This is a genomic window from Streptomyces sp. V3I8, from assembly GCF_030817535.1.
GTDB lineage: Bacteria > Actinomycetota > Actinomycetes > Streptomycetales > Streptomycetaceae > Streptomyces.
Genome location: NZ_JAUSZL010000002.1, coordinates 5,969,802 through 5,991,322, shown reverse-complemented (window position 1 = coordinate 5,991,322; position 21,521 = coordinate 5,969,802). Strand labels below are relative to the sequence as shown.

Genomic DNA, 21,521 nt, shown 5'->3' with positions numbered 1-21,521 from the left:
GTGCGCATCACCGGAATCAGCACACACGTGGTCGGGACGCCGTGGCGCAACCTGACCTATGTCCAGGTGCACACCGACGAGGGCATCACCGGAATCGGTGAGACCCGCATGCTGGGCCACACCGACGCGCTGATCGGCTATCTGCGGGAGGCGCAGGCCAATCACATTCTCGGTTCCGACCCGTTCGCTGTCGAGGACCTCGTCAAGCGTATGAAGTACGGCGACTACGGGCGGGCCGGCGAGATCGTCATGTCCGGCATCGCCGTGATCGAGATGGCGTGCTGGGACATCAAGGGCAAGGCCCTCGGCGTGCCCGTGTGGCAGCTGCTGGGCGGCAAGGTCACCGACCGCGTGAAGGCGTACGCGAACGGCTGGTACACCACCGAGCGCACCCCGGAGGCGTACCACAAGGCGGCGCAGGCGGTCGTCGAGCGCGGGTACAAGGCCCTGAAGATCGACCCGTTCGGGACGGGCCACTTCGAGCTGGACCACCAGCAGTCGCTGTACGCGGTCTCGCTGATCGAGGCGGTCCGGGACGCGATCGGCCCGGAGACCGAGCTGATGCTGGAGATGCACGGCCGCTTCTCGCCGGCCACCGCGATCCGGCTCGCGCGCGACCTCGCCCCCTTCAAGCCGGCCTGGCTGGAGGAGCCGGTCCCGCCGGAGAACCTGAAGGCGCTGGAGAAGGTGGCGGCCAGGGTCGACATGCCGGTCGCGACCGGTGAGCGCATCCACGACCGCATCGAGTTCCGCGAGCTCTTCGAGAGCCAGGCCGTGGACATCATCCAGCCGGATGTCGGCCACATCGGCGGCATCTGGGAGACCCGGAAGCTGGCCGCGACCGCCGAGACGCACTACATGCTGGTGGCGCCGCACAACGTGGGCGGGCCGGTCCTCACCGCGGCCTCCCTCCAGGTCGGCTTCACCTCGCCGAACTTCAAGATCCTCGAACACTTCAACGACTTCGCGGACGCCGACATCAAGAAGGTCGTGAAGGGCGCCCCGCAGGTCGTCGACGGCTACTTCGAGCTGTCGCACGAGCCGGGGCTGGGCGTCGAGCTGGACACGGACGCGGCGGCCGAGTTCCCGCAGCAGCAGGCCCGCTTCGACCTGTGGGCGGACGGCTGGGAGCGGCGCAAGCCGAAGGGCTCCACCAAGTGACGGCGCCCGCCACCGAGTTGCCCGGCGGGCTGTGGCAGGCTGTGCAGCGCCGCCGAACGCCGCCGTGGTCGCGTGCCGCGGCGGACCGGAGGGGACACCGCTCCTCCGCGACCCCGCCACGCCCCACCGCCCCGGAGCAGTCATGAGCGCCCCCAGCCAGGCCGTCGTCATCGAGGGACCGGGCGAGCACCGGCTGGCCCCGCACGAGCCCACGGCGCCCGCCGCCGGCGAGGCGCTCGTACGGGTCCACGCGAGCGGGATTTGCGGCAGCGACCGCGAGGTGTACCAGGGCAACCGGCCCGAGGGGTACGTCCGTTACCCGCTGACGCCGGGCCACGAGTGGTCCGGCACGGTGGAGGCGGTCGGCGCCGGGGTCCCGCGGGGCCTGGTGGGCCGCAAGGTGGTGGGCGAGGGGTTCCGCAACTGCCAGGTCTGCGACCGCTGCCACGAGGGCGAGACGACGCTGTGCACGGCCGGCTACGAGGAGACGGGCTTCACGCAGCCCGGCGCCATGGCCGGCACGCTCACGCTGCCCGCCCGGCTGCTGCACGTGCTGCCCGACGACGCCGACCTGACGGCGGCGGCGCTCCTGGAGCCGGCGGCCTGCGTCGCGGCGGCGGCGCTCAAGGCGGACGCGCGGCCCGGTGAGCGGGTGGCGGTCGTCGGCACCGGCACGCTCGGCATGTTCGCCGTGCAGTTCCTGAAGGCGGGTTCGCCCTCGGAGCTGCTGGTGGTGGGCACCCGTCCGGACCGCGAGGAGCTGTCGCGGACCTTCGGGGCCACCGACTTCCGCACCCGGGACCAGGAACTGCCCGACGACTTCGACGTGGTGATCGAGACCGCCGGTTCGGCGACCGCCGCGACCACCGCGGCCGCCCTGCTGCGGCGCGGCGGGCGGCTCGTGCTCACGGGCATCCCGGCGGCGGGCGCCGAGGGACTGGACCCCACCGACCTCGTCGTGCGGCAGCTGGAGGTGCACACCGTGTTCGGGGCGCCCCCGGAGGCCTGGGCGCACACGGTACGGGTCTTCGGCGCCGGTCTCCTGGACCCGCTGCCGCTGGTCACGCACGAACTGCCGTTGGACGAGTTCGCCCACGCCATCGAGCTGGTCGGTTCGGGCGATCCGAAGGTCGGCAAGGTGCTGCTGCGGCCGTAGGCGCCCGCAGCGGCACCGGACACCGCCCCCAGATCCGTGCGCCGGTACGGAGACCTGACGCTCCGTACCGGCGTACATCCACCGACACGAACCATGTCCGACATGTCGAACGCATACTTTGCCAGAGTTAAGGAAAGCCCGTGACCGACGCTTCTCCCAGAGCGGCCCGTCGACCCGGCGAGCAGGCGCTCGCCGCGCTCGGCCTGGGCGCGCCCGCCCTGTCCCCCGCCGACGCCTCCCCGCACACCTTCCCGGGAGGCGGCCGCTGGCGCACCGAGATCCCCTCGTGCGAGGGGCCCGAGGCGCTGGCCGTGGTCCTGAAGGAGTCCTCGCGGCTCGACGTGCCGATCCACCGGATCAGCCAGGGCAGCGGTGTCTGGATGCTGACCGACGCCGAGATCACCGAGATGGTCGAGGCCACCGCCGAGCGCGACATCGAGCTCTGCCTCTTCACCGGTCCGCGCGGCACGTGGGACATCGGCGGCTCGACCCGTACCGACTCCCGCGGCGGCGGCACCCGGGCCCGGGGTCACGATGCGGTGGCGGGCTGTCTGGAAGACGCCCTACGGGCAACGGAGTTGGGCGTAAAGTGCCTCCTCGTGGCGGACGAGGGCGTGCTGTGGACCCTGCACAGGGCCCGTGTCGCCGGGATCATCCCGGCCGACACCACGCTCAAGGTCTCGGCGCTCATCGGTCCGGTCAACCCGGCCGCGTACGCCGTGTACGAGCAGCTCGGCGGAGACTCCGTCAACGTGCCCAGCGACCTCACGCTGGACCATCTGACGGAGATCCGCAGGGTCAGCGCCGCCCCCATGGACATGTACATCGAGGCTCCCGACGATCTCGGCGGCTACGTGCGCATGTACGAGGTCGCCGAGCTGATCAGGCGCGGCGCACCGCTGTACCTGAAGTTCGGCCTGTCCAAGGCGCCCGGGATCTACCCGTACGGGCACCACCTGAGGGACCTGACGCTGTCGACGGCACGGGAGAGGGTGCGGCGCGGCCGGCTCGCGCTCGACCTGCTGGCGCGGCACGGGGCGGACGGCGACATGGCGCCGCTCGGCTCGCGGCTGCCGGGAACACTCCAACGGTTTGACATTCCCTCATAACGTTCCGGGCACACCCCCTTCACAAAAGACGACGCGGCCGAACACAATCCCACACACATCTTCTCGGTCGTTCCTCGCTCCACGTCCTCACAACTGAACACCGAGCCCCGTCAGAGCATCAAGGATGATGATCATGCGCAATCGCAAGGCAGCCCTCTCCGCCATAGCCGCGGCAGCCTCCCTCGCCCTCACCCTCTCCGCCTGCGGGCAGGACAGTGACGGCGGCAGTGAGAGCAGCAAGGGAGAGTCGAAGAAGGGGTCGACCGTCGGCATCGCGATGCCGACGAAGTCCTCCGAGCGCTGGATCGCCGACGGCGCCAACGTCGAGAAGAACCTGAAGGCGGCCGGTTACAAGACCAAGCTGGCCTTCGGTGAGGACGACCCCGACACCCAGGTCTCGCAGATCGAGAACATGATCACGCAGGGTGTCTCCGCGCTGATCATCGCGGCGATCGACAACAAGTCGCTCGACAACGTTCTCCAGCAGGCCAAGGACGCCGACATCCCGGTCATCTCCTACGACCGCCTGATCCTCAACTCGCCGAACGTCGACTACTACGCGTCGTTCGACAACGAGAAGGTCGGCGAGCTCCAGGGCGGCTACATCGTCGAGAAGCTCGGCCTGAAGGACGGCTCCAAGAAGGGCCCGTTCAACGTCGAGCTCTTCGCCGGCTCGAACGACGACAACAACACCCAGTACTTCTTCAAGGGCGCGATGAACGCCCTGCAGCCGTACATCGACAAGAAGCAGCTGGTCGTCAAGTCGGGCCAGACGAAGCTCAACCAGGTCACCACCCTGCGCTGGGACGGCGGCACCGCCCAGAAGCGCATGGACGACCTGCTGACCTCGGCGTACAAGAGCGCCAAGGTCGACGCGGTGCTCTCGCCCTACGACGGCATCTCCATCGGCATCCTGTCCGCGCTCAAGTCGGACGACTACGGCTCCAAGAGCAAGCCGCTGCCGATCGTCACGGGCCAGGACGCCGAGGTCGCCTCGGTCAAGTCGATCATCGCCGGCCAGCAGACGCAGACGGTCTACAAGGACACCCGCAAGCTCGCCGAGGTGGCCGCGAAGATGGTCGACGCGGTGCTGAACGACAAGAAGCCCGAGACGAACGACACGAAGACGTACGACAACGGCGCGAAGGTCGTTCCCGCATTCCTGCTGGAGCCGGTCAACGTCGACAAGAGCAACTACAAGGCGACGGTCGTCGACTCCGGCTACATCAAGGAAAGCGACCTCAAGTAACCCGTCGTTCTCTAAGGATTGGAAGGCACGACCATGGCGGGACCCGTCCTGGAAATGCGCTCGATCGTCAAGACCTTCCCCGGCGTCAAGGCGCTGTCGGACGTCTCCCTGAGCGTCCGGCCCGGCGAGGTCCACGCCATCTGCGGGGAGAACGGCGCCGGCAAGTCGACCCTCATGAAGGTCCTCTCCGGCGTCCATCCGCACGGGACCTACGAGGGCGACATCCTCTTCGAGGGTGAGTCCTGCAGGTTCAAGGACATCAGGGCGAGCGAGCAGCACGGCATCGTGATCATCCACCAGGAACTCGCCCTGGTGCCGTACCTCTCCATCGCGGAGAACATCTTCCTCGGCAACGAGCACGCCACGCGCGGGTTCATCAGCTGGACCGAGACGCTGCGGCACGCGACCGAGCTGCTGCGGCGGGTCGGTCTGGACGAGCACCCCGACACCCGCGTCGCCGACATCGGCGTGGGCAAGCAGCAGCTCGTCGAGATCGCGAAGGCGCTGTCGAAGAAGGTGAAGCTGCTGATCCTCGACGAGCCGACGGCGGCTCTGAACGACGAGGACAGCGGCAAGCTCCTCGACCTGATCCTGGGGCTCAAGGACCAGGGCATCACCTCGATCATCATCTCGCACAAGCTCAACGAGATCGAGACGGTCGCGGACTCGGTGACGATCCTGCGCGACGGGCGGTCCATCGAGACCCTCGACGTGAAGGCCGCGGAGACCACCGAGGACCGGATCATCAGCGGCATGGTCGGGCGCGACCTCGACCACCGCTTCCCGGAGCGCACCCCGCACGACACCGAGGTGGGCGCGGCCCCGGCGCTGGAGATCCGCAACTGGACCGTGCACCACCCCATCGACCAGCAGCGCAAGGTGGTCGACGACGTGTCGATCCAGGTGCGCCGCGGGGAGATCGTCGGTATCGCCGGGCTCATGGGCGCCGGCCGCACCGAACTGGCGATGAGCGTCTTCGGGCGCACCTACGGCCGCTACGCGGGCGGCACCGTCCTCAAGGACGGCAAGGAGATCCGTACGAAGACCGTGTCCGACGCGGTCAAGCACGGCATCGCGTACGTGACCGAGGACCGCAAGCACTACGGCCTCAACCTCATCGACACCATCAACCGGAACATCTCGCTCAGCGCGCTGGGCAAGGTGGCCAAGGGCGGTGTGGTCGACGAGCACGCGGAGCGACAGGTCGCCGAGGGCTTCCGCAAGTCGATGAACATCAAGGCGCCGACCGTCTTCGAGCCGGTGGGCAAGCTGTCGGGCGGCAACCAGCAGAAGGTCGTCCTCAGCAAGTGGATCTTCGCGGGGCCCGACGTGCTGATCCTGGACGAGCCGACCCGCGGCATCGACGTGGGCGCCAAGTTCGAGATCTACACGGTCATCGACAAACTGGCCGCCGAGGGCAAGGCGGTCGTCTTCATCTCCTCCGAGCTGCCCGAACTGCTCGGAATGTGCGACCGCATCTACACGATGTCCGCCGGGCGGCTGACCGGTGAGGTCCAGCGGGCCGAGGCCACGCAGGAAGTGCTGATGCGCCAGATGACGAAGGACAAGAGGTAAGACCGATGAGCACGAATGTGACCGCCAAGTCCCCGGCTCCGGCACCCGCCGGCAAGGGCGGCTCGACAGGCGGCGGCGACGGCCTGCTGCAGCTGATGGTGGACGGCATGCGCCGCAACATGCGGCAGTACGGCATGCTGATCGCGCTGGGCCTGATCGTGGTGCTGTTCGCGGTGTGGACGGACGGCGACCTGCTGCTGCCGCGCAACGTCTCCAACCTGGTCCTGCAGAACAGCTACATCCTGATCCTCGCGATCGGCATGATGCTCGTCATCATCGCGGGCCACATCGACCTGTCGGTCGGTTCGCTCACCGCCTTCGTGGGGGCGGTGGCGGCCGTGCTGATGGTCAAGCACGACACCCCCTGGCCACTGGCCGTGGTGCTGTGCCTGCTCCTGGGCGCCGCCGCGGGAGCCGCGCAGGGGTTCTTCATCGCGTACCTCGGCATACCGTCCTTCATCGTGACCCTCGCGGGCATGCTGACCTTCCGCGGTCTGACGGAGATCTTCCTGGAGGGCCAGACGCTCGGCCCGTTCCCCGAGGGTCTGCAGAAGGTCTCCAACGGCTTCCTCCCCGAGGTCGGCCCGGACACGAACTACCACAACCTCACGCTGCTGCTCGGCTTCGCGGTGATCGCGTTCATCGTGCTGCAGGAGGTGCGTGACCGCAGGCGGCAGCAGGAGTTCGCGCTCGAGGTGCCGCCCTTCAAGCTGTTCCTGCTGAAGATCATCGCCCTGGTCGCCGCCGTGCTCACGGTGACGATGATGCTCGCCAGCTACAAGGGCGCCCCGGTGGTGCTGATCATCCTCGGCGTCCTCGTCGTGGGCTTCGGCTATGTGATGCGCAACGCCGTCATCGGCCGCCACATCTACGCGATCGGCGGCAACCTGCCCGCGGCGAAGCTGTCCGGCGTGCGGGACAAGAAGGTCACCTTCCTGGTCTTCCTCAACATGGGCATGCTCGCGGCGCTGGCCGGCCTGGTCTTCGCGGCCCGCTTCAACGCGGCCTCGCCGAAGGCCGGTGTGAACTTCGAACTCGAGGCGATCGCCGCGTCGTTCATCGGCGGCGCGTCGATGAGCGGCGGCGTGGGCACGGTCCTCGGCGCGATCATCGGTGGTGTCGTCCTCGGTGTGCTCAACAACGGCATGAACCTGGTCGGTGTCGGCAGTGACTGGCAGCAGGTCATCAAGGGCCTGGTGCTGCTCGCGGCGGTCGGCTTCGACGTCTGGAACAAGCGCAAGGTCGGTTCGTAACGTGCAGGTGGGGCCCCGTGGACGTACGGTCCACGGGGCCCCATTTTCTTTGTGCACGACAAGATGTGCACGACAGGAACCGCCACGCCTCGGGAAGACAGGAACCGGTGAAAGAACTTTTTGGCGAACTCGCCGACGGAACGAAGGTCCACCGCTGGTCGCTGGAGAACGGCGGCACGCGGCTGAGGGTCCTGTCGTACGGCGGTATCGTCCAGTCCCTGGAACTCCCCGACCGCCGCGGCAGATACGCCGGCATCTCGCTCGGCTTCGACAGCGTCGAGGCGTACGAGGCGTCCAGTCCGTACTTCGGCGCGATCATCGGCCGGTACGGCAACCGGATCGCCGGGGGCCGGTTCACGCTCGACGGCGAGGACCACCGGCTGCCCGTGAACGACGGCGGCCACCACCTGCACGGCGGGCCCGAGGGCTTCGACCGGGGGGTCTGGGACGTGGCGGAGTTCGCGTCCGGCTCCGACGTCGGCCTCGTGCTGCGCCGCACCAGCCCCGACGGCGAGATGGGCTACCCCGGCACCCTGCGGGTGAAGGTCACCTACACCCTCACCGGGCAGGGCGACTGGCGGATCGACTACGAGGCGACCACCGACCGGGCCACCGTCGTCAACCTCACCAGCCACGTGTACTGGAACCTGGCCGGCGAGGGCGCGGGCTCCGTCCACGACCACGAGCTGATGATCGCCGCGTCCCGCTACACACCGGTCGACGCCGGGCTCGTGCCGACCGGCGAACTCGCCGGGGTCGAGGGCACCCCCTTCGACTTCCGACATCTGAAGCCGGTCGGGGCGGAGCTGCGGCGCTCGGACCCGCAGCTCCTGCACGCCAAGGGCATCGACCACAACATGGTCCTCGACAAGGGGCTCACGGAGCGGCCCGAGCACTTCGCGACCCTGCGGGAGCCGGTCTCCGGACGCACCCTGAAAATCGCCACGACCGAGCCGGGCGTGCAGCTGTACACCGGGAACTTCCTGGACGGCACCCTCGTCGGCCCCGGCGGCCGGGCCTACCGGCAGGGCGACGCGGTCTGCCTGGAGACCCAGCACTTCCCCGACTCGCCGAACCGCCCGGAGTTCCCCTCGACCGTGCTCAGGCCGGGCGGGACGTACCGGTCGACGACGATCCATTCGTTCAACTTGTAACCGGTCTTCACAGCCGGTTCACAACTTGCACATCCGTTCACAGCCGTTGAACAGAGACACACAGCCGCCCGTACTTAGGGACGGCCCGCGTATCCCCGCCCGGGCCGCCCCTCAAGGACGGAGGGTCCATGGCCGACAATGTCACCTCGCTGTTCCGCACCGGCGCGCACAGCCCCTCGATGGCCGCGCTGGCACGCGAGAGCGGGGAGGCGGGTCCGGTGGACTTCTGCATCCCGTGCAATCCGTACTTTCCCTCGCCCAGGATGATGGACGAGCTGACCACTCGGCTGCGCGACATCATCACGTACTACCCGAGCAGCGCGGACACGATCACCGCGGAACTGTGCAATCTGCTCCAACTGCCGCCCCAGTGCGTGGCGATGGGCAACGGCTCGACGGAGCTGATCACCTGGATCGACCACCTGCTGGTCCGGGAGTCCCTCGCCATCCCCGTCCCCACCTTCGGCCGCTGGACCGACCAGCCGCTGGAGACCGGCAAGCGCGTCGACATGTTCCCGCTCCAGGAGAGCAACGGCTTCGCCCTCGACCCGGCGCAGTACATCCAGTTCATCCGCTCCCGGGGCACCCGCGCGGCCGTCATCTGCAACCCGAACAACCCCGACGGCGGCTTCCTGCCCAAGCAGACGGTCCTGGCCTTCTGCGACGCGCTCGCCGACCTCGACCTGATCGTCATCGACGAGTCGTTCCTGGAGTTCGCCGACGCGGAGAGCGAGCCGAGCATCGTCGAGGAGGCGGTGATGCGGCCCAACGTCATCGTGCTGCGCAGCCTCGGCAAGAACTTCGGGCTGCACGGCGTGCGGTTCGGCTACATGGTGGCCAACCCCGGCCTGGCGGGCCGGATCCGCTCGATGCTGCCGAAGTGGAACCTGAACGCCTTCGCGGAGACCGTGGTCTTCATGCTCAAGGACTACGGGGCCGAGTACGTGGAGAGCCTGCACATGGTGCGCCGCGACCGGCTCGACATGGCGCGCCAGTTGTCCACGCTGCCCGGCCTCACCGTCTACCCCTCGCAGGGGAACTTCCTCTTCGTACGCCTGCCCGTGGGCGCCGAGGGGACCGTGGTGCGGGACCGGCTGCTCACCGAGCACCGGATCCTGGTCCGCGAGTGCGGCAACAAGATCGGTTCGTCCAGTCGCTTCCTGCGGCTCGTGGTGCGCCCCCAGGCGGACGTCCAACGCCTGGTGTCCGGCCTGGAGTCGGTGCTCTACGGGACCGTCAGGAGGGGCGCCGTCGTGCCCGAGCTGAGCACAGGGACCAGCTACAGCTCGGGTACGGCGGCCGTCGACCGGCTCGTCGGTTCGACCAACGGGCACGGGTATCCGGGGCTCGCGGGAGCGGCGAACGGGATGGTCGGACAACCGCAGCCGCTCACCGCGGGGGCGGGCGCGGGCTCGATGATGGGTCAGCCGCAACAGCAACAACGACAACAGCAGCAGCAGCAGTTGCCTCAGCCGGTACCTCAGCCGGTACCGCAGCCGGTGCCCATGCCGGTACCGATGCCGATGCCGCAGCCGGTGGTCGCCGCGGCGAACGGGATGGTCGGACAGCCGCAGCCGATGACCGCCGCGCAGGCGCGCGGCACGACGGGGATGCCGGACGGGCTGACCGCGGTGACCGCGCAGGGCCAGCCGCAGGGTTTCCCGCCACCGCCGCCCCAGCCGGCCGGAGGATGGCCGAACACCCCGGGCGCGTCCGGCACGAACTGGCCGACAGCAGGCGCCCCGGGCCGCGCCGGCTGACCCGGGCCCCTGGAAGGCCCGGGCGCGGGGGACGGTTTTCAGGGGCGCGGGGAACGGTTTTCAGGGGCGCGGGGAACTGCGCAATCTTTTACCCCGGCCCCCACCGGCCCCCACCGGGCCGCAGCCGACCGCGTGCGTCGTTCGTCGGCCGCGGCCCGGTGGGGGCCGTTCGCGCAGTTCCCCGCGTCCCCGAGGGGCCGGGGCTCAGGCCGGATTGAAGCGCCACTGCTGGCAGGTGTTGTCCAGCCACGTCCACTGCCGGACGTCGGCCCCGTCGGCCGCGGAGCAGTCGGCCACGTCCGCGACCTTCCCGCTGGCCTGGTTGACCACCCGTACGTACCCCCCGCTCGTGGCCAGGAACCGGAACCGCTGGCAGGTGTTGTCGAGCCACGCCCACTGCCGCAGGTCGGCCCCGTCGGCGGTGGAGCAGTCGGCCGTGTCCAGCACCTTCCCGGACCCGACGTTCACCAGCCGGCTGGTGTCGTCGCCCCGGTCCTCCACCCGCCACTTCTGGTGGTTCCCGCCGTTGCAGGCGTACTGCTGGACGTTGCCCCCGTCGGCGGTCGAACCCCCGGCCACCTCAAGGCACTTGCCGCTGTTGCGGTTGGTGAGCGTGTACGTCGTCGAGGTGCCCGACGGCTCCCCGGACGGCCCCGCCAGCCCCGCCCCGAGCGCCACCGGTGTCCCCAGGTTCGGCGACCCGTCGGAGTTCCAGGTGAACTTCTGCGCCCGGGTCGTCCGCCCGTTGTCGCAGCCGTCACCCGCGCTGTCGTTGGCGTGGTAGACGATCCAGCTCTCCGACCCGTCCGGTGAGGTGAAGAACCCGTTGTGCCCGGGCCCGTACACCCCCGCGCCGTCGTTGCGCTGGAAGACCGGCGTGGACTTCTTCGTCCAGGACGACGCGGAGAGCGGGTTGGACCCGGTCAGGGTCAGCTGCCCGAGCTTGTAGTCGGGCGTCCAGCACCCGCTCGCGGAGTAGACGATCCGCGTGACCCCGTTCCGCTGGAGCACTTCGGGCCCCTCGTTCACCGTCCCGCCCGACTTCTCCCAGTCGTACGTCGGCGTGGAGATCGTCGAGAAGGATCCGCTGAGCGTGTACGGGTTGGCCAGGGGCGCGATGACGAGGTTCTGCGTACCCCCGCTCGCGCTGCCCAGCAGATACAGCTGCCCGTTCACGTTCAGCACGCTCGGATCCAGCATCCAGGCACTGTTCAGCTGGTTCTTGTACGTGTACGGGCCCAGCGGGTCGGAGCCGGAACTCTCCAGGACGTGGGTGCGCTGGGTCGGGTTGTAGTCGGAGACGTTCTGCCCGGCCACGAAGTACAGGTACCACTTGCCGCCGGAGTGGTGGAGCTCGGGCGCCCAGATGTTGCAGCAGCGCGAGGCCGCGTCGCCCTTCCACACCTGCACGCTGGGCGCGGTCGCGAGCCCGCCCAGGGTCGGTGACTTCCTCATCGTGATGACGTCGGTCCAACTCGTCGTCACCAGGTAGTAGTTGCCGTCGTGGTACGAGATCCAGGGGTCGGCGCCCTTCACCGACTTGACCGGGTTGGTGAAAGTGGCCGCGCTCGCCGAGGACTGCCCCAGCGACAGGGCGAGCAGCAGCGCGGCCAGCAGGGTCAGTAGGCGACGGGCCATCCGCTGCTCCAGTTCAGGAGGTTGATGCCGAGTTTGGGAGTGCCGTTGTCCTGGCCGTCGTAGTAGTGGTAGACGATCAGGTCGCCGTCCGAGTCCGCCATGATCGACTGACCGCCGGGCCCGATGTAGCGGCCGTGCGACTCCAGCACGGGGGTGCCGCCGTTGTTCATCAGGGAGACACCGCTCTTGTCGTAGTACGGTCCGGTGACGCTGGTGGCCCGGCCGACCTTGACCTTGTACGTGGAACCGGTGCCGGCGCAGCAGGTGTCGTACGAGGCGAACAGGTAGTAGTAGCCGTTGCGCTTGACGACGGACGGCGCCTCCACGGCCTTGGTGCCGGTCGGGCGGGACGCGATCGAGTAGCGCGTGGTGTTCGAGGAGAGCTGCTTGCCGGTCGACGGGTTGATCTGGATCATCTTCAGCCCGGTCCACCAACTGCCGAAGGACAGCCACCACTTGCCGTCGCCGTCGACGAAGAGGTTCGGGTCGATGGCGTTGTAGTCGCTGGAGGTGGTGGACGTGTAGACCGTCCCGTAGTCGCTCCAGGAGCCCGGCAGTCCGGTCGTCGAGGCGGCCAGTCCGATGGCCGACCTGTTCGAGCCGAAGGTCGAGACGGCGTAGTACATCAGGTACTTGCCGCCCTGGTACGAGATGTCGGGCGCCCAGGCCTCGGTCGCGTACGACGACCACCAGCCCGGCTTGGTGCCGAAGGCGTCGGAACCGGCGCTGAAGGCGATCCGGTTGGCCGACGTCTTGTGGCCGAGGCCGCCGCCGGTGGCGTACAGCAGGTACTGGCCGGACGAGGTGCGGATCATCGTGGGGTCGTGGACGACGGTCGAGCCGGTGACGGTGCCCGGGTTCGGGTACGCGGAGGCGGTGGTGGGGACGAGGGCGAGCAGGATCGCCGCGGGGAGTGCGAGGAGTGCTGTCCTGCGGGTCCTGCGGGTCCTGCCGGGGGTCCTGCCGGGGGTGCGGCTCACGCGGATACTCCTACGGATGGGGTGAGTGGGGGGAGCCGGGGTCGACGCCCGTTCGAAATGACGGACGTTGGTCATGACTTCGAACGGGACCGTAGGATCGAACCCCGTGCGCGTCAACGGTTCGCGCAGCACCTCGCACCCCGGTAAACGTCGAAAGTTTTTCGGTGAGGCGGGTGGCTCACAAGCGACTTGACGCACCGTCACTTTGCCCGATCCACAGCGTCCCGACAGGTTCCGTTCCTAAGGTGCCGTGTTCATGACAGACAACTCGATCGGACGACGAACCCTGCTCATCGCCACGGGCGCCACCGCGGCGACGCTGACCGTGGGCGCCACGGTCCAGGACTCCCCCACCGCCGCCGACCAGGTCCCGGCAGCCGCCGCGGCCGTCTGCACCCTCACGAAGGAGATGACCGAAGGCCCCTACTACCTGGACGGACAGCTGGTCCGCGCCGACATCCACGAGGACAAGACCGGCATTCCGCTGAAGCTCACGCTCACCGTCGTCGACGACGACACCTGTGCCCCGCTCGCGGACGCGCTGGTGGAGCTCTGGCACTGCGACGCACTCGGCGAGTACAGCGGGTTCGTCGGCGGGAACGGCCACGACGAGCCGGACAACGGCAGGTTCCTGCGCGGCGGGGTCCTGACGGGCTCCGACGGCGTCGCGCGGATCACCAGCGTCTACCCCGGCTGGTACCGGGGGCGCTGCGTCCACATCCACGTCAAGGTGCACACCGACGTCACCCTGACCGCCGACGGCTCCTTCGAGGGCGGCCAGGAGCTCCACACCGGGCAGCTGTTCTTCAACGAGACCGTCACCGCGAGGGTGGCGAGGGTGCCCGTGTACGCGGCCAACACGGTGACCCGCACGACGCTCGCGCAGGACGGCATCTACGACGACGGCGGCGCGGCCTCGGGCCTGCTGACCCTGACGGCACTGGGCAGCTCGACGACGGCCGGCTACGCGGGCTCGCTCACCCTGGGCGTCGAAACGAGCTGACCGGCCGCTCCTCGCCCGCGGCCGGCCCCACGCCGGGCTCGCGGTGAGGACCCGGCACCGCCTGCCGCGGCCGAGGACGTGCATGCCGCGGGCGTCCACCATCCGTACCTGGAGCCAACCGCATCCCAACGGGTCCGGACGGCGTGGCCGCCCGCGGTGCCGCACCTTACTTCTCCCCCGTCGACAGCGACGTGACGACCGCCGACCGCCGACCGCCGGAAGAAGCGCAAGGACTGCATCCGGATGCCGGAGGGTTTCAGCGCTGGAAGCCCTCCAGAGGACCGTCGATGTTCAGGTCTTCACCGAGCTTGGCGATCAGCGCAGGCGCCAGCGTGGGAGCGTGGTGGTGAGCCCATGGGCCCACGAGGGCGAGGAAGCCGTTGAGCCGGTCGTGCACGGTTCGGACAAGGGCCGGCAGCTCGGCCAGTGGAATGTCTATGGGAATTTCTGCTGGTGGGTCCGTGCCGGGCCACACCTTTACGAGGGTTGCCAGGTGCTCAACGCGTGTGGTGGTGCCATGCCCGAGCCAGACGTCTTCGGCGTTCATGAGGCCGAGCCAGTCGCGCCAGTTCTCCAGGCCGAAGCAGCACCCAGGGGCGATCGCCACGCCGGTCGCGGTGTCTTTCAGGAGGATTCCACCGGGCGCTGTGACGAGATCGACGTTCAGCAGGTTCTCGATGGACCGGATGCCCGCCTCGGCGCCCGAGACCGGATTGGCGGGATCGTCGTGGTGGTAGCCGGCCAAGACCGCCATCGCCGTTCCGACTTCCCCCGGTGACATCTGACCCGAGAGGGCCAGGAGGTGGTCTGCGTGCGGGGTAGCGGTGGGCCCTGGTCCGAACTCCGCGATGTCGTAGGTCTCCACGACAGCATCCATGATCAGCACGGTGCCATTGTCGTTGTCCGCAGATGCGATGGCCTCTCCTTTTACTGAGCCTTTCAGCGTTGTCTCTCCAGGGTGAGGACTGTGGCGGCGATGTCCGTCGTGCGGTTCGGGCTGCAGCGGCTCCGGCGGAGGATCCGCCGGGACTTCGGGTGGGTGAAGCCTCGTCCGGCGAGAGGGCGGGCCTGGGCCCCGGCCTGCTCAAGGCCCCGCGCGAGCATGAAACCGCCGGAGACCGACCCGATCACCGTGCCCCCTGCGTCCACGGCGAGTGCGGCGCCGGGCAGGCGGGGTGCGCTGCCGCTGACGGCCGCCACGGTGGCCACCGCGGCATCGCGCCCCTGTGCCATCCAGCGGTGCAGTTCCTGCGCGATGTTCAGCATCCGCGCGCCTTCGTGACGGATGGTCAGTGATCGCGGCGGGTGGCGGCGGCCAGCCTCCCGCTGATCAGGTCTTCGGCCTCCGCCACGATGCGCCGTACGACGTCCCGGACGGTCGGGATGTCGTCGATGAGGCCCTGGCCCATGCCGACGCTCCAGATACCGGCTTCCAGATCGCCGTCCTCGAACACCTTGCGCCCGCGGACACCGGCGACCAGGTCCCGTACGTCGGCGAACTCGCCCCCGGCGCCGAGTATGTCGACGACCTTCCGGCTGACGGAGTTGCTCGCCACGCGGGCGGTGTTGCGCAGAGACCGGAAGATCAGCTCGGTGGCCAGTTCGCTGCCGGCGACGATCTGCTCCTTGACGCGCTGGTGCACCGGGGACTCGACGGTGCACAGGAACCGCGTGCCCATGGTGATCCCCTCGGCACCCAGCGCCAGCGCCGCGACCAGTCCCCGCCCGTCCGTGAAACCGCCGGAGGCGATCACCGGGACGGACAGACGACGCGTCACGGCGGGAATGAGGACCAGACCGGGAACGTCGTCCTCACCGGGGTGGCCGGCGCACTCGAATCCGTCGATGCTCACAGCGTCGACGCCCATCTTCTCCGCCTTCACCGCGTGCCGGACACTCGTGCACTTGTGCAGGACCTTCACGCCGTGCGCCCGGAACTCCGGCAGGTGTTCCTCGGGGCTGAAGCCTGCGGTCTCCACGACCTGCACACCGGATTCGATGATCGCCCGCCGGTACTCGTCGTACGGCGGCGGGTTGATCGAGGGCAGAATCGTCAGGTTGACGCCGAACGGCTTGTCGGTCAGTTCCCGGCAGCGCGCGATCTCCCCGACGAGCGCCTCCGGTGTCGGCTGGGTGAGGGCCGTCAGAAATCCGAGCGCACCGGCGTCGGCGACCGCGGCGACGAGTTCCGCCCGCCCCACCCACTGCATGCCGCCCTGGACAATGGGGTGTTCCACGCCGAATGTCTCACAGAACCGTGTGGTCAGCATCGCCATCACCTACAGCCCGTAGGTCTTGCCGATGATCTCCCGCTGGATCTCGCTGGTTCCGCCGTACACCGTGGAGACGACGGTCGACCGGAGCAGGGCTTCCATGCCGTATTCCGTGGCGTAGCCGTAACCGCCCATCATCTGCATGCCCTCCAGGGCCACGTGCTTGGCGAGTTCGGTGCATTTGAGCTTGGCCATGGACGCCTCCCGTGCGAACACGCGGCCGGGTTCGGCATCGATCGCGGTGGCCACGTCGTCGAGCAGCAGCTGCGCGCATTCGAGTTCGGTGGCCATGTCCGCGATCCGGTGCTTGAGCGCCTGGAAGGAGCCGATGGGCCTGCCGAACTGTTCCCGCTGACGCACATAGGTGAGGGTGTCGTCGAACGCCCGCTGCGCGACGCCCAGCATCAGGGCGGCGAGGATCATCCGTTCCAGGTTCAGCCCGGCCATGAGCTGGGCCCATCCCTGTCCGGGGGTACCGACGACCGCGGAGTCGGGTACGAAGCAGTCGGTGAGATAGAGGTCGTTGACGTCCTTGCCTCCCATGGTGTCGATGCCCCTGATCTGGAGGCCCTCGGCATCGGTCGGCAGCATGAACTGGGTCAGGCCATGGTGCTTGGACCCGCCCTGCTCCGTGCGCGCGATGAGCAGGATGTGGTCGGCGAAGTGCGCGTTGGAACACCAGGTCTTCTGTCCGTTGACGAGGTAACCGCCGTCGGTGCGTTCCGCGCGGCAGGTCAGGGCGCCCACGTCGGAGCCGGCGCCGGGTTCCGACATCGAGACGGCCTCGACCCGGCCCTTGACCACACCTTCGAGGACGGTCCGCTTCTGCTCCTCGGTGCCGAACTTCTCGTAGGCCGCGGCCGAGATGACAGTCGTCCCGAAGCCGCTGATGGGCGCCAGTCCGTAGGAGGTTTTCTGGAGGAACAGGCAGAGGTCCGTCATCCCCTGCCCCGCGCCTCCGTACTCCTCCGGGATCGCGATGCCGAGCCAGCCCAGCGCGGCCATCTTCTCGTACAGCTTCTGGTTGTGCTGTTCCTGGCCGTTGGCGGTCAGTTTGTCGCGCTGCTCCTTCGTTCCGCACTCGCGACGGCAGAAGTCGGCGATCGTCTTGACCAGATCACGACGTTCGTCTGACAGGACTCGGGGCATGACGCTCTCTTTCTTCGGCAAGGGCCGTGAAGATGCTTCGCCGTAAGGGTGTGCTGCCGTAGAGGTGTTCTCACTCGTCGCGCAGGGCGGGGAAGACCGTTTCGACCAGGTGCAGCACGGTGCGGGTCAGCATCACGTGCAGGTCGCTGCGGCTGAGGGTGCCGCGCACCAGCCATTCGCGGGAGGCAGCCTTCAGCATGCTGCTGTGGGCGCGGACCATCGCCCGGAGCTTCTGCCGGCCCTCGGTGACGTCCGCCATCATCGCCGCCTCGAGAACACGGTCGGTGGCGATCTCGTCGGCTTCGAGCATGATCTGGTCGATCTCCGGATCGTTGCCCAGCGCTTCCAGGCCGATCGCGGACAGCCACATCTCCCGGTTGCGTTCCACGACTTCGAGCCAGCGGTCGACGCAGATCGACACACGCTCCTCGGCCGTGGTCAAAGGGAGCCGCTCGGAGACGGAGGCCGGGACGACCATCATCTGCCGGACGACCTCCAGGTAGAGCTGCCGTTTGCTGCCGAAGTAGTGGCTGACCAGGGCACGCGCCACACCCGCCTCGGCGGCGATGTCCGCGATGGACACCGTGGTGTAGCTGTTGGCGCCGAACAGTCTGCGTGCGACGCCGAGTATCTCGGCGCGCCGGGCGTCCGGCTCCATTCGGCGTCGCTGAGCCTCACGCTGAACGCCCATGTGATCATTTCTCCTTCGTGGTCGCGGCGTGTCCGTCCTACGTGTACATCGACTCGATCGCGGCGGCGTGCAGTTCGTCGATGACACGGCGCCGCAAGCTCAGTTTGGGCGTCAGCTCGCCGCTCTCGACGGTCCAGGGACCGGCCAGGACAAGGTGCTTCTTCACCTGCTCCGCGCGGGAGAGCACCGCGTTGGCCTCGGCGACCGCTTCGTCCAGGGCCGACAGCACCACCGGGTCGCGGGTCAGCGCGTCCAGGTCGCACTCGTCGATGCCGTTGGCCTTGGCCCAGATCGGAGCCATGTCCTCGTCGAGCACCAGAAGGGCGGTGACGTAGCGCCGCCGGTCACCGATCGCGACGGCCTGACCGACCAGTGGGTGCGCCCGCAGCAGGCTTTCGATCCTGGTCGGGGCGATGTTCTTGCCGGCGTCGGTGATGATGATTTCTTTCTTGCGGTCGGTGAGGGTGACCAGCCCCCGTGAGTCGACCGTTCCGACGTCGCCGGTGGGCAGCCAGCCCTCGGCGTCGGTCGCGCTCTCGATGCGGCCGTCGGCCTGCAGGTAACCGAGGAACACGACAGGGCCGCGGACGAAGAGTTCACCGTCAGCGGCTTCCCGCACCTCGATGCCCGGTCCGGCCCGGCCGACCGAGCCGAGCGCGAACACCTCGGGTGTGCTGACCGTCGCCGCGCCGGTGGTCTCGCTCAGTCCCCACACCTCGTACACCGGCAGTCCCACGCTCGCCAGGAACTCCAGGACCGCGGTGGGAATCGGGGCCGCGCCGCTGAAGGCCCTGCGGCAGTCTTCGAGTCCGACGGCCTTTCGCAGGGGCCTCGTCACCTGCTCGTCGAGCTGCTCCAGCGGCTCGGCGAGCTCGGCCGGTATGTCCTTGCCCTCGGAACGAAGGCGATACACCTCAAGAGCGATCTTCTGGGCCTGCGCCACCGCCTCCCTCTGCTGTTCGTCAAGTGTCGCCAGCCTCGCCTCCAGGCCGGCTGCGAGCTTCTCCCACACCCTGGGGACTCCGAAGAAGCCCTGCGGGCGCACCGTGAGCAGTGCGGACAGGAGCTGGTCGGGCTCCGGGCATATCGTGACGTGGCCCGCGTTGCAGATCGGCATGTAGATCCCGAGCACCCGCTCGGCGATGTGCGCCATCGGCAGGTACGCGACCGACCTCGGGTGCTCCGGGACGGGGACGAGGTGGTCCTGCATCCGGGACTCGTGGATCACGTTGCGGTGCGAGAGCACCACGCCCTTCGGGTCACCGGTCGTGCCCGAGGTGTACACCAGGGCCAGCGGCTGGTCGGGGGTGACGGCGTCCGTGAGCGCCTCGAAGGCGGTGTCGTCGGGCGGTACCGCGCCGCGCACGGCGGCATAGCTGACGAAACGCGGGTCGTCCGGCGGCGCGGCGTCCCGGTCGAGGACGACGACGGCGCGCAGATTCGGCTGATCCTCCAGGATCGGCTGCCAACGGTCCAGCTGCTCCTTGCCCTCCAGGACGAGGACGGTGGCCGCGCTGTGCCGGGCCACGGCTCCGATCTGTTCGGTGCTCAGCGTGTCGTACGTGCTGCACGGCAGGGCGCCGACGTGGATCGCGGCCAGGTCGGTGACCCAGTGCTCGGCCCGCTTGGACATCGCGACGAGCATGTGGTCGCCCCGTTCGAGTCCGAGGGCGGTGAGTCCGCGGGTGAGAGCGGCGACCTCCGCGCGCAACTGGGACCACGACAGCGTTCCGGCATCCGGACCGATACCGGTGGTCAGCGCCGGACGTCCGGCGAACCGCTGGGCGTTGCGACGCAGCAGTGCGGGGATCGTCAGCCCCTCGACGGACTCGTGCAGCTGCTCTGCTGTGGCCACGGCGGGCTCCCTCCATCACGTGAGCGGATTCCTGGGCGGTCCCCACAGTGAACCGCTCTTGGCTTTGAGTCAACAGATAAGACAGCAGGCGACATCAATCGTCCGAACGAGCCGCACACATTCCGACAACTAGCCTGCCAGACATGCTTTTTGATGTCTGCGCAGTCTATTGACGCATAGCCAACAGAGCCTCTTACTTGTCTCCATCGGAGCCATCGGGTGCACCGAGGGTGCCCGGATCGGCGGGGAGTCTCCCGCCTCGGAGAGGAAGTGCAAGGACAGTGGCCGAAGCATTCATCTACGACGCGATCCGCACCCCGCGCGGCCGGGGCAAGCGAGGTTCGCTGTACCACGTCAAACCTTTGTCACTGGTGACGGGCCTGATCGGGGAACTGCGGCGCCGCCACCCGGAGCTGGATCCGGAGCGGCTGGACGACGTCGTGCTCGGCGTGGTCTCCCCGGTCGGAGACCAGGGCATGAACATCGCCAAGGCGGCGGCGCTGGCGTCGGGACTGCCCGACCAGGTGGCCGGCGTCCAGCTCAACCGGTTCTGCGCCTCGGGCCTGGAGGCGGTGAACACGGCCGCGCAGAAGGTGCGTTCGGGCTGGGAGCAGCTGGTGATCGCGGGCGGCGTGGAGTCCATGTCGCGCGTGCCGATGGGCAGTGACGGCGGACCCATGGCCGCGGACCCGGAGACCGCGTTCGACACGTACTTCGTGCCGCAGGGCATCGGCGCCGACCTGATCGCGACCATCGAGGGTTTCTCGCGCGAGGACGTGGACGTGTACGCCGTCCGGTCCCAGGAGCGGGCCGCGCACGCGTGGTCCGGCGGCTACTTCGCGAAGTCCGTGGTTCCGGTCCGGGACCGCAACGGTGTCACCGTGCTCGCCCAGGACGAACACCCGCGCCCGGAGACGACGACGGCGACGCTCGGCAAACTGAGGCCCTCGTTCACCGACATCGGCGCGGTGGCGGGCTTCGACGCGGTGGCCCTGCAGAAGTACCACTGGCTGGAGCGCATCGAGCACGTCCACACACCGGGCAACTCCTCCGGCATCGTGGACGGTTCGGCCCTGGTCCTGGTCGGTTCGGAGCGGGTCGGCTCGGAGCTCGGCCTCGTGCCCCGCGCACGGGTCGTGGCGAGCGCGGTCAGCGGCGCCGATCCGACGATCATGCTCACCGGGCCGGCCCCGGCGACCCGGAAGGCGCTGGACCTCGCCGGGCTGACGGTCGACGACATCGACCTGTTCGAGATCAACGAAGCGTTCGCGGCCGTCGTACTCCGTTACGTCAAGGACCTCGATCTGCCCATCGAGAAGGTCAACGTCAACGGGGGAGCGATCGCCATGGGGCATCCGCTGGGTGCCACCGGGGCGATGCTCGTGGGCACCGTCGTGGACGAACTGGAGCGTCGCTCCGCGCGCCGGGCCGTGGTCAGCCTCTGTGCCGGTGGCGGCATCGGCATCGCCACCGTGATCGAACGGCTGTGACGGCCCGCTGCCCTCACCGCCCGTC

General features: G+C 68.7%; 17 protein-coding genes and 1 pseudogene. 10 read left to right on the top strand and 8 right to left on the bottom strand.

Annotated features, from left to right (window positions below; genetic code table 11):
* The 8 genes from QFZ75_RS26570 to QFZ75_RS26535 all read left to right on the top strand — a co-directional run bounded on the left by QFZ75_RS26570 (position 1) and on the right by QFZ75_RS26535 (position 10,417).
* The gene (locus QFZ75_RS26570; protein ID WP_307540798.1) at positions 1-1,161 is read left to right on the top strand and encodes a mandelate racemase/muconate lactonizing enzyme family protein; all 1,161 of its coding nucleotides are present in this window, start codon (positions 1-3) and stop codon (positions 1,159-1,161) included.
* 142 nt (positions 1,162-1,303) lie between these two features.
* Entirely contained in the window at positions 1,304-2,317 is a 1,014-nt protein-coding gene (locus tag QFZ75_RS26565; RefSeq protein ID WP_307540797.1) for a zinc-binding dehydrogenase, read from the top strand.
* A 140-nt stretch (positions 2,318-2,457) separates the two neighbouring features.
* Positions 2,458-3,426 (top strand): hypothetical protein, encoded by a 969-nt coding sequence (locus QFZ75_RS26560; RefSeq protein WP_307540796.1) that lies wholly within the window; start codon positions 2,458-2,460, stop codon positions 3,424-3,426.
* 133 nt (positions 3,427-3,559) lie between these two features.
* Entirely contained in the window at positions 3,560-4,675 is a 1,116-nt protein-coding gene (gene chvE / locus QFZ75_RS26555) for a multiple monosaccharide ABC transporter substrate-binding protein (RefSeq protein ID WP_307540795.1), read from the top strand.
* 33 nt (positions 4,676-4,708) lie between these two features.
* A complete protein-coding gene (gene mmsA / locus QFZ75_RS26550; protein ID WP_307540793.1) occupies positions 4,709-6,250 on the top strand; it encodes a multiple monosaccharide ABC transporter ATP-binding protein in 1,542 nt (513 codons plus the stop codon).
* A gap of 5 nt (positions 6,251-6,255) precedes the next feature.
* Entirely contained in the window at positions 6,256-7,503 is a 1,248-nt protein-coding gene (gene mmsB, locus QFZ75_RS26545) for a multiple monosaccharide ABC transporter permease (protein ID WP_307540791.1), read from the top strand.
* A 65-nt stretch (positions 7,504-7,568) separates the two neighbouring features.
* Positions 7,569-8,657 carry an aldose epimerase family protein gene (locus tag QFZ75_RS26540; RefSeq protein WP_307540790.1) on the top strand — a complete coding sequence of 363 codons (1,089 nt, stop codon included), beginning with the start codon at positions 7,569-7,571 and terminating at the stop codon, positions 8,655-8,657.
* Positions 8,658-8,785: 128 nt separating this feature from the next.
* Positions 8,786-10,417, top strand: a complete 1,632-nt coding sequence (locus QFZ75_RS26535; protein ID WP_307540788.1) for a histidinol-phosphate transaminase — start codon at positions 8,786-8,788, stop codon at positions 10,415-10,417.
* Positions 10,418-10,621: 204 nt separating this feature from the next.
* Here the strand turns inward: QFZ75_RS26535 and QFZ75_RS26530 are convergent, their stop codons facing one another.
* Together QFZ75_RS26530 and QFZ75_RS26525 are read right to left on the bottom strand one after the other, a co-directional pair.
* Positions 10,622-12,055, bottom strand: coding sequence for a family 43 glycosylhydrolase (locus QFZ75_RS26530; RefSeq protein ID WP_307540787.1), 1,434 nt, complete (start codon positions 12,053-12,055; stop codon positions 10,622-10,624).
* Positions 12,037-13,035, bottom strand: coding sequence for an arabinan endo-1,5-alpha-L-arabinosidase (locus tag QFZ75_RS26525; protein WP_307540786.1), 999 nt, complete (start codon positions 13,033-13,035; stop codon positions 12,037-12,039). Before QFZ75_RS26525 ends, QFZ75_RS26530 begins: the two co-directional genes overlap by 19 nt.
* A gap of 256 nt (positions 13,036-13,291) precedes the next feature.
* Here QFZ75_RS26525 and QFZ75_RS26520 point away from each other — a divergent pair, with 256 nt between their 5' ends.
* Positions 13,292-14,038, top strand: a complete 747-nt coding sequence (locus QFZ75_RS26520; protein ID WP_307540785.1) for an intradiol ring-cleavage dioxygenase — start codon at positions 13,292-13,294, stop codon at positions 14,036-14,038.
* Between the two features lie 256 nt (positions 14,039-14,294).
* Here the strand turns inward: QFZ75_RS26520 and QFZ75_RS26515 are convergent, their stop codons facing one another.
* From QFZ75_RS26515 to QFZ75_RS26485, 6 genes and pseudogenes are all read right to left on the bottom strand, one after another.
* Positions 14,295-14,924, bottom strand: coding sequence for a hypothetical protein (locus QFZ75_RS26515; protein WP_307540784.1), 630 nt, complete (start codon positions 14,922-14,924; stop codon positions 14,295-14,297).
* A 161-nt stretch (positions 14,925-15,085) separates the two neighbouring features.
* A pseudogene (locus tag QFZ75_RS26505) lies at positions 15,086-15,304 on the bottom strand (XdhC family protein); the annotation flags it as partial.
* A gap of 23 nt (positions 15,305-15,327) precedes the next feature.
* Positions 15,328-16,308, bottom strand: coding sequence for a nitronate monooxygenase family protein (locus tag QFZ75_RS26500; protein ID WP_307540782.1), 981 nt, complete (start codon positions 16,306-16,308; stop codon positions 15,328-15,330).
* Between the two features lie 9 nt (positions 16,309-16,317).
* Entirely contained in the window at positions 16,318-17,460 is a 1,143-nt protein-coding gene (locus tag QFZ75_RS26495) for an acyl-CoA dehydrogenase family protein (protein WP_307540780.1), read from the bottom strand.
* Between the two features lie 70 nt (positions 17,461-17,530).
* Positions 17,531-18,151: a TetR/AcrR family transcriptional regulator gene (locus QFZ75_RS26490; protein WP_307540778.1), complete on the bottom strand. Its 621-nt coding sequence runs from the start codon at positions 18,149-18,151 to the stop codon at positions 17,531-17,533.
* A gap of 37 nt (positions 18,152-18,188) precedes the next feature.
* Positions 18,189-20,006, bottom strand: a complete 1,818-nt coding sequence (locus QFZ75_RS26485) for a long-chain fatty acid--CoA ligase (protein ID WP_307540777.1) — start codon at positions 20,004-20,006, stop codon at positions 18,189-18,191.
* A 281-nt stretch (positions 20,007-20,287) separates the two neighbouring features.
* On the opposite strand from QFZ75_RS26485, the gene QFZ75_RS26480 reads away from it, so the two are divergent.
* A complete protein-coding gene (locus QFZ75_RS26480) occupies positions 20,288-21,496 on the top strand; it encodes an acetyl-CoA C-acetyltransferase (protein WP_307540775.1) in 1,209 nt (402 codons plus the stop codon).
* Positions 21,497-21,521 lie beyond the last annotated feature (25 nt).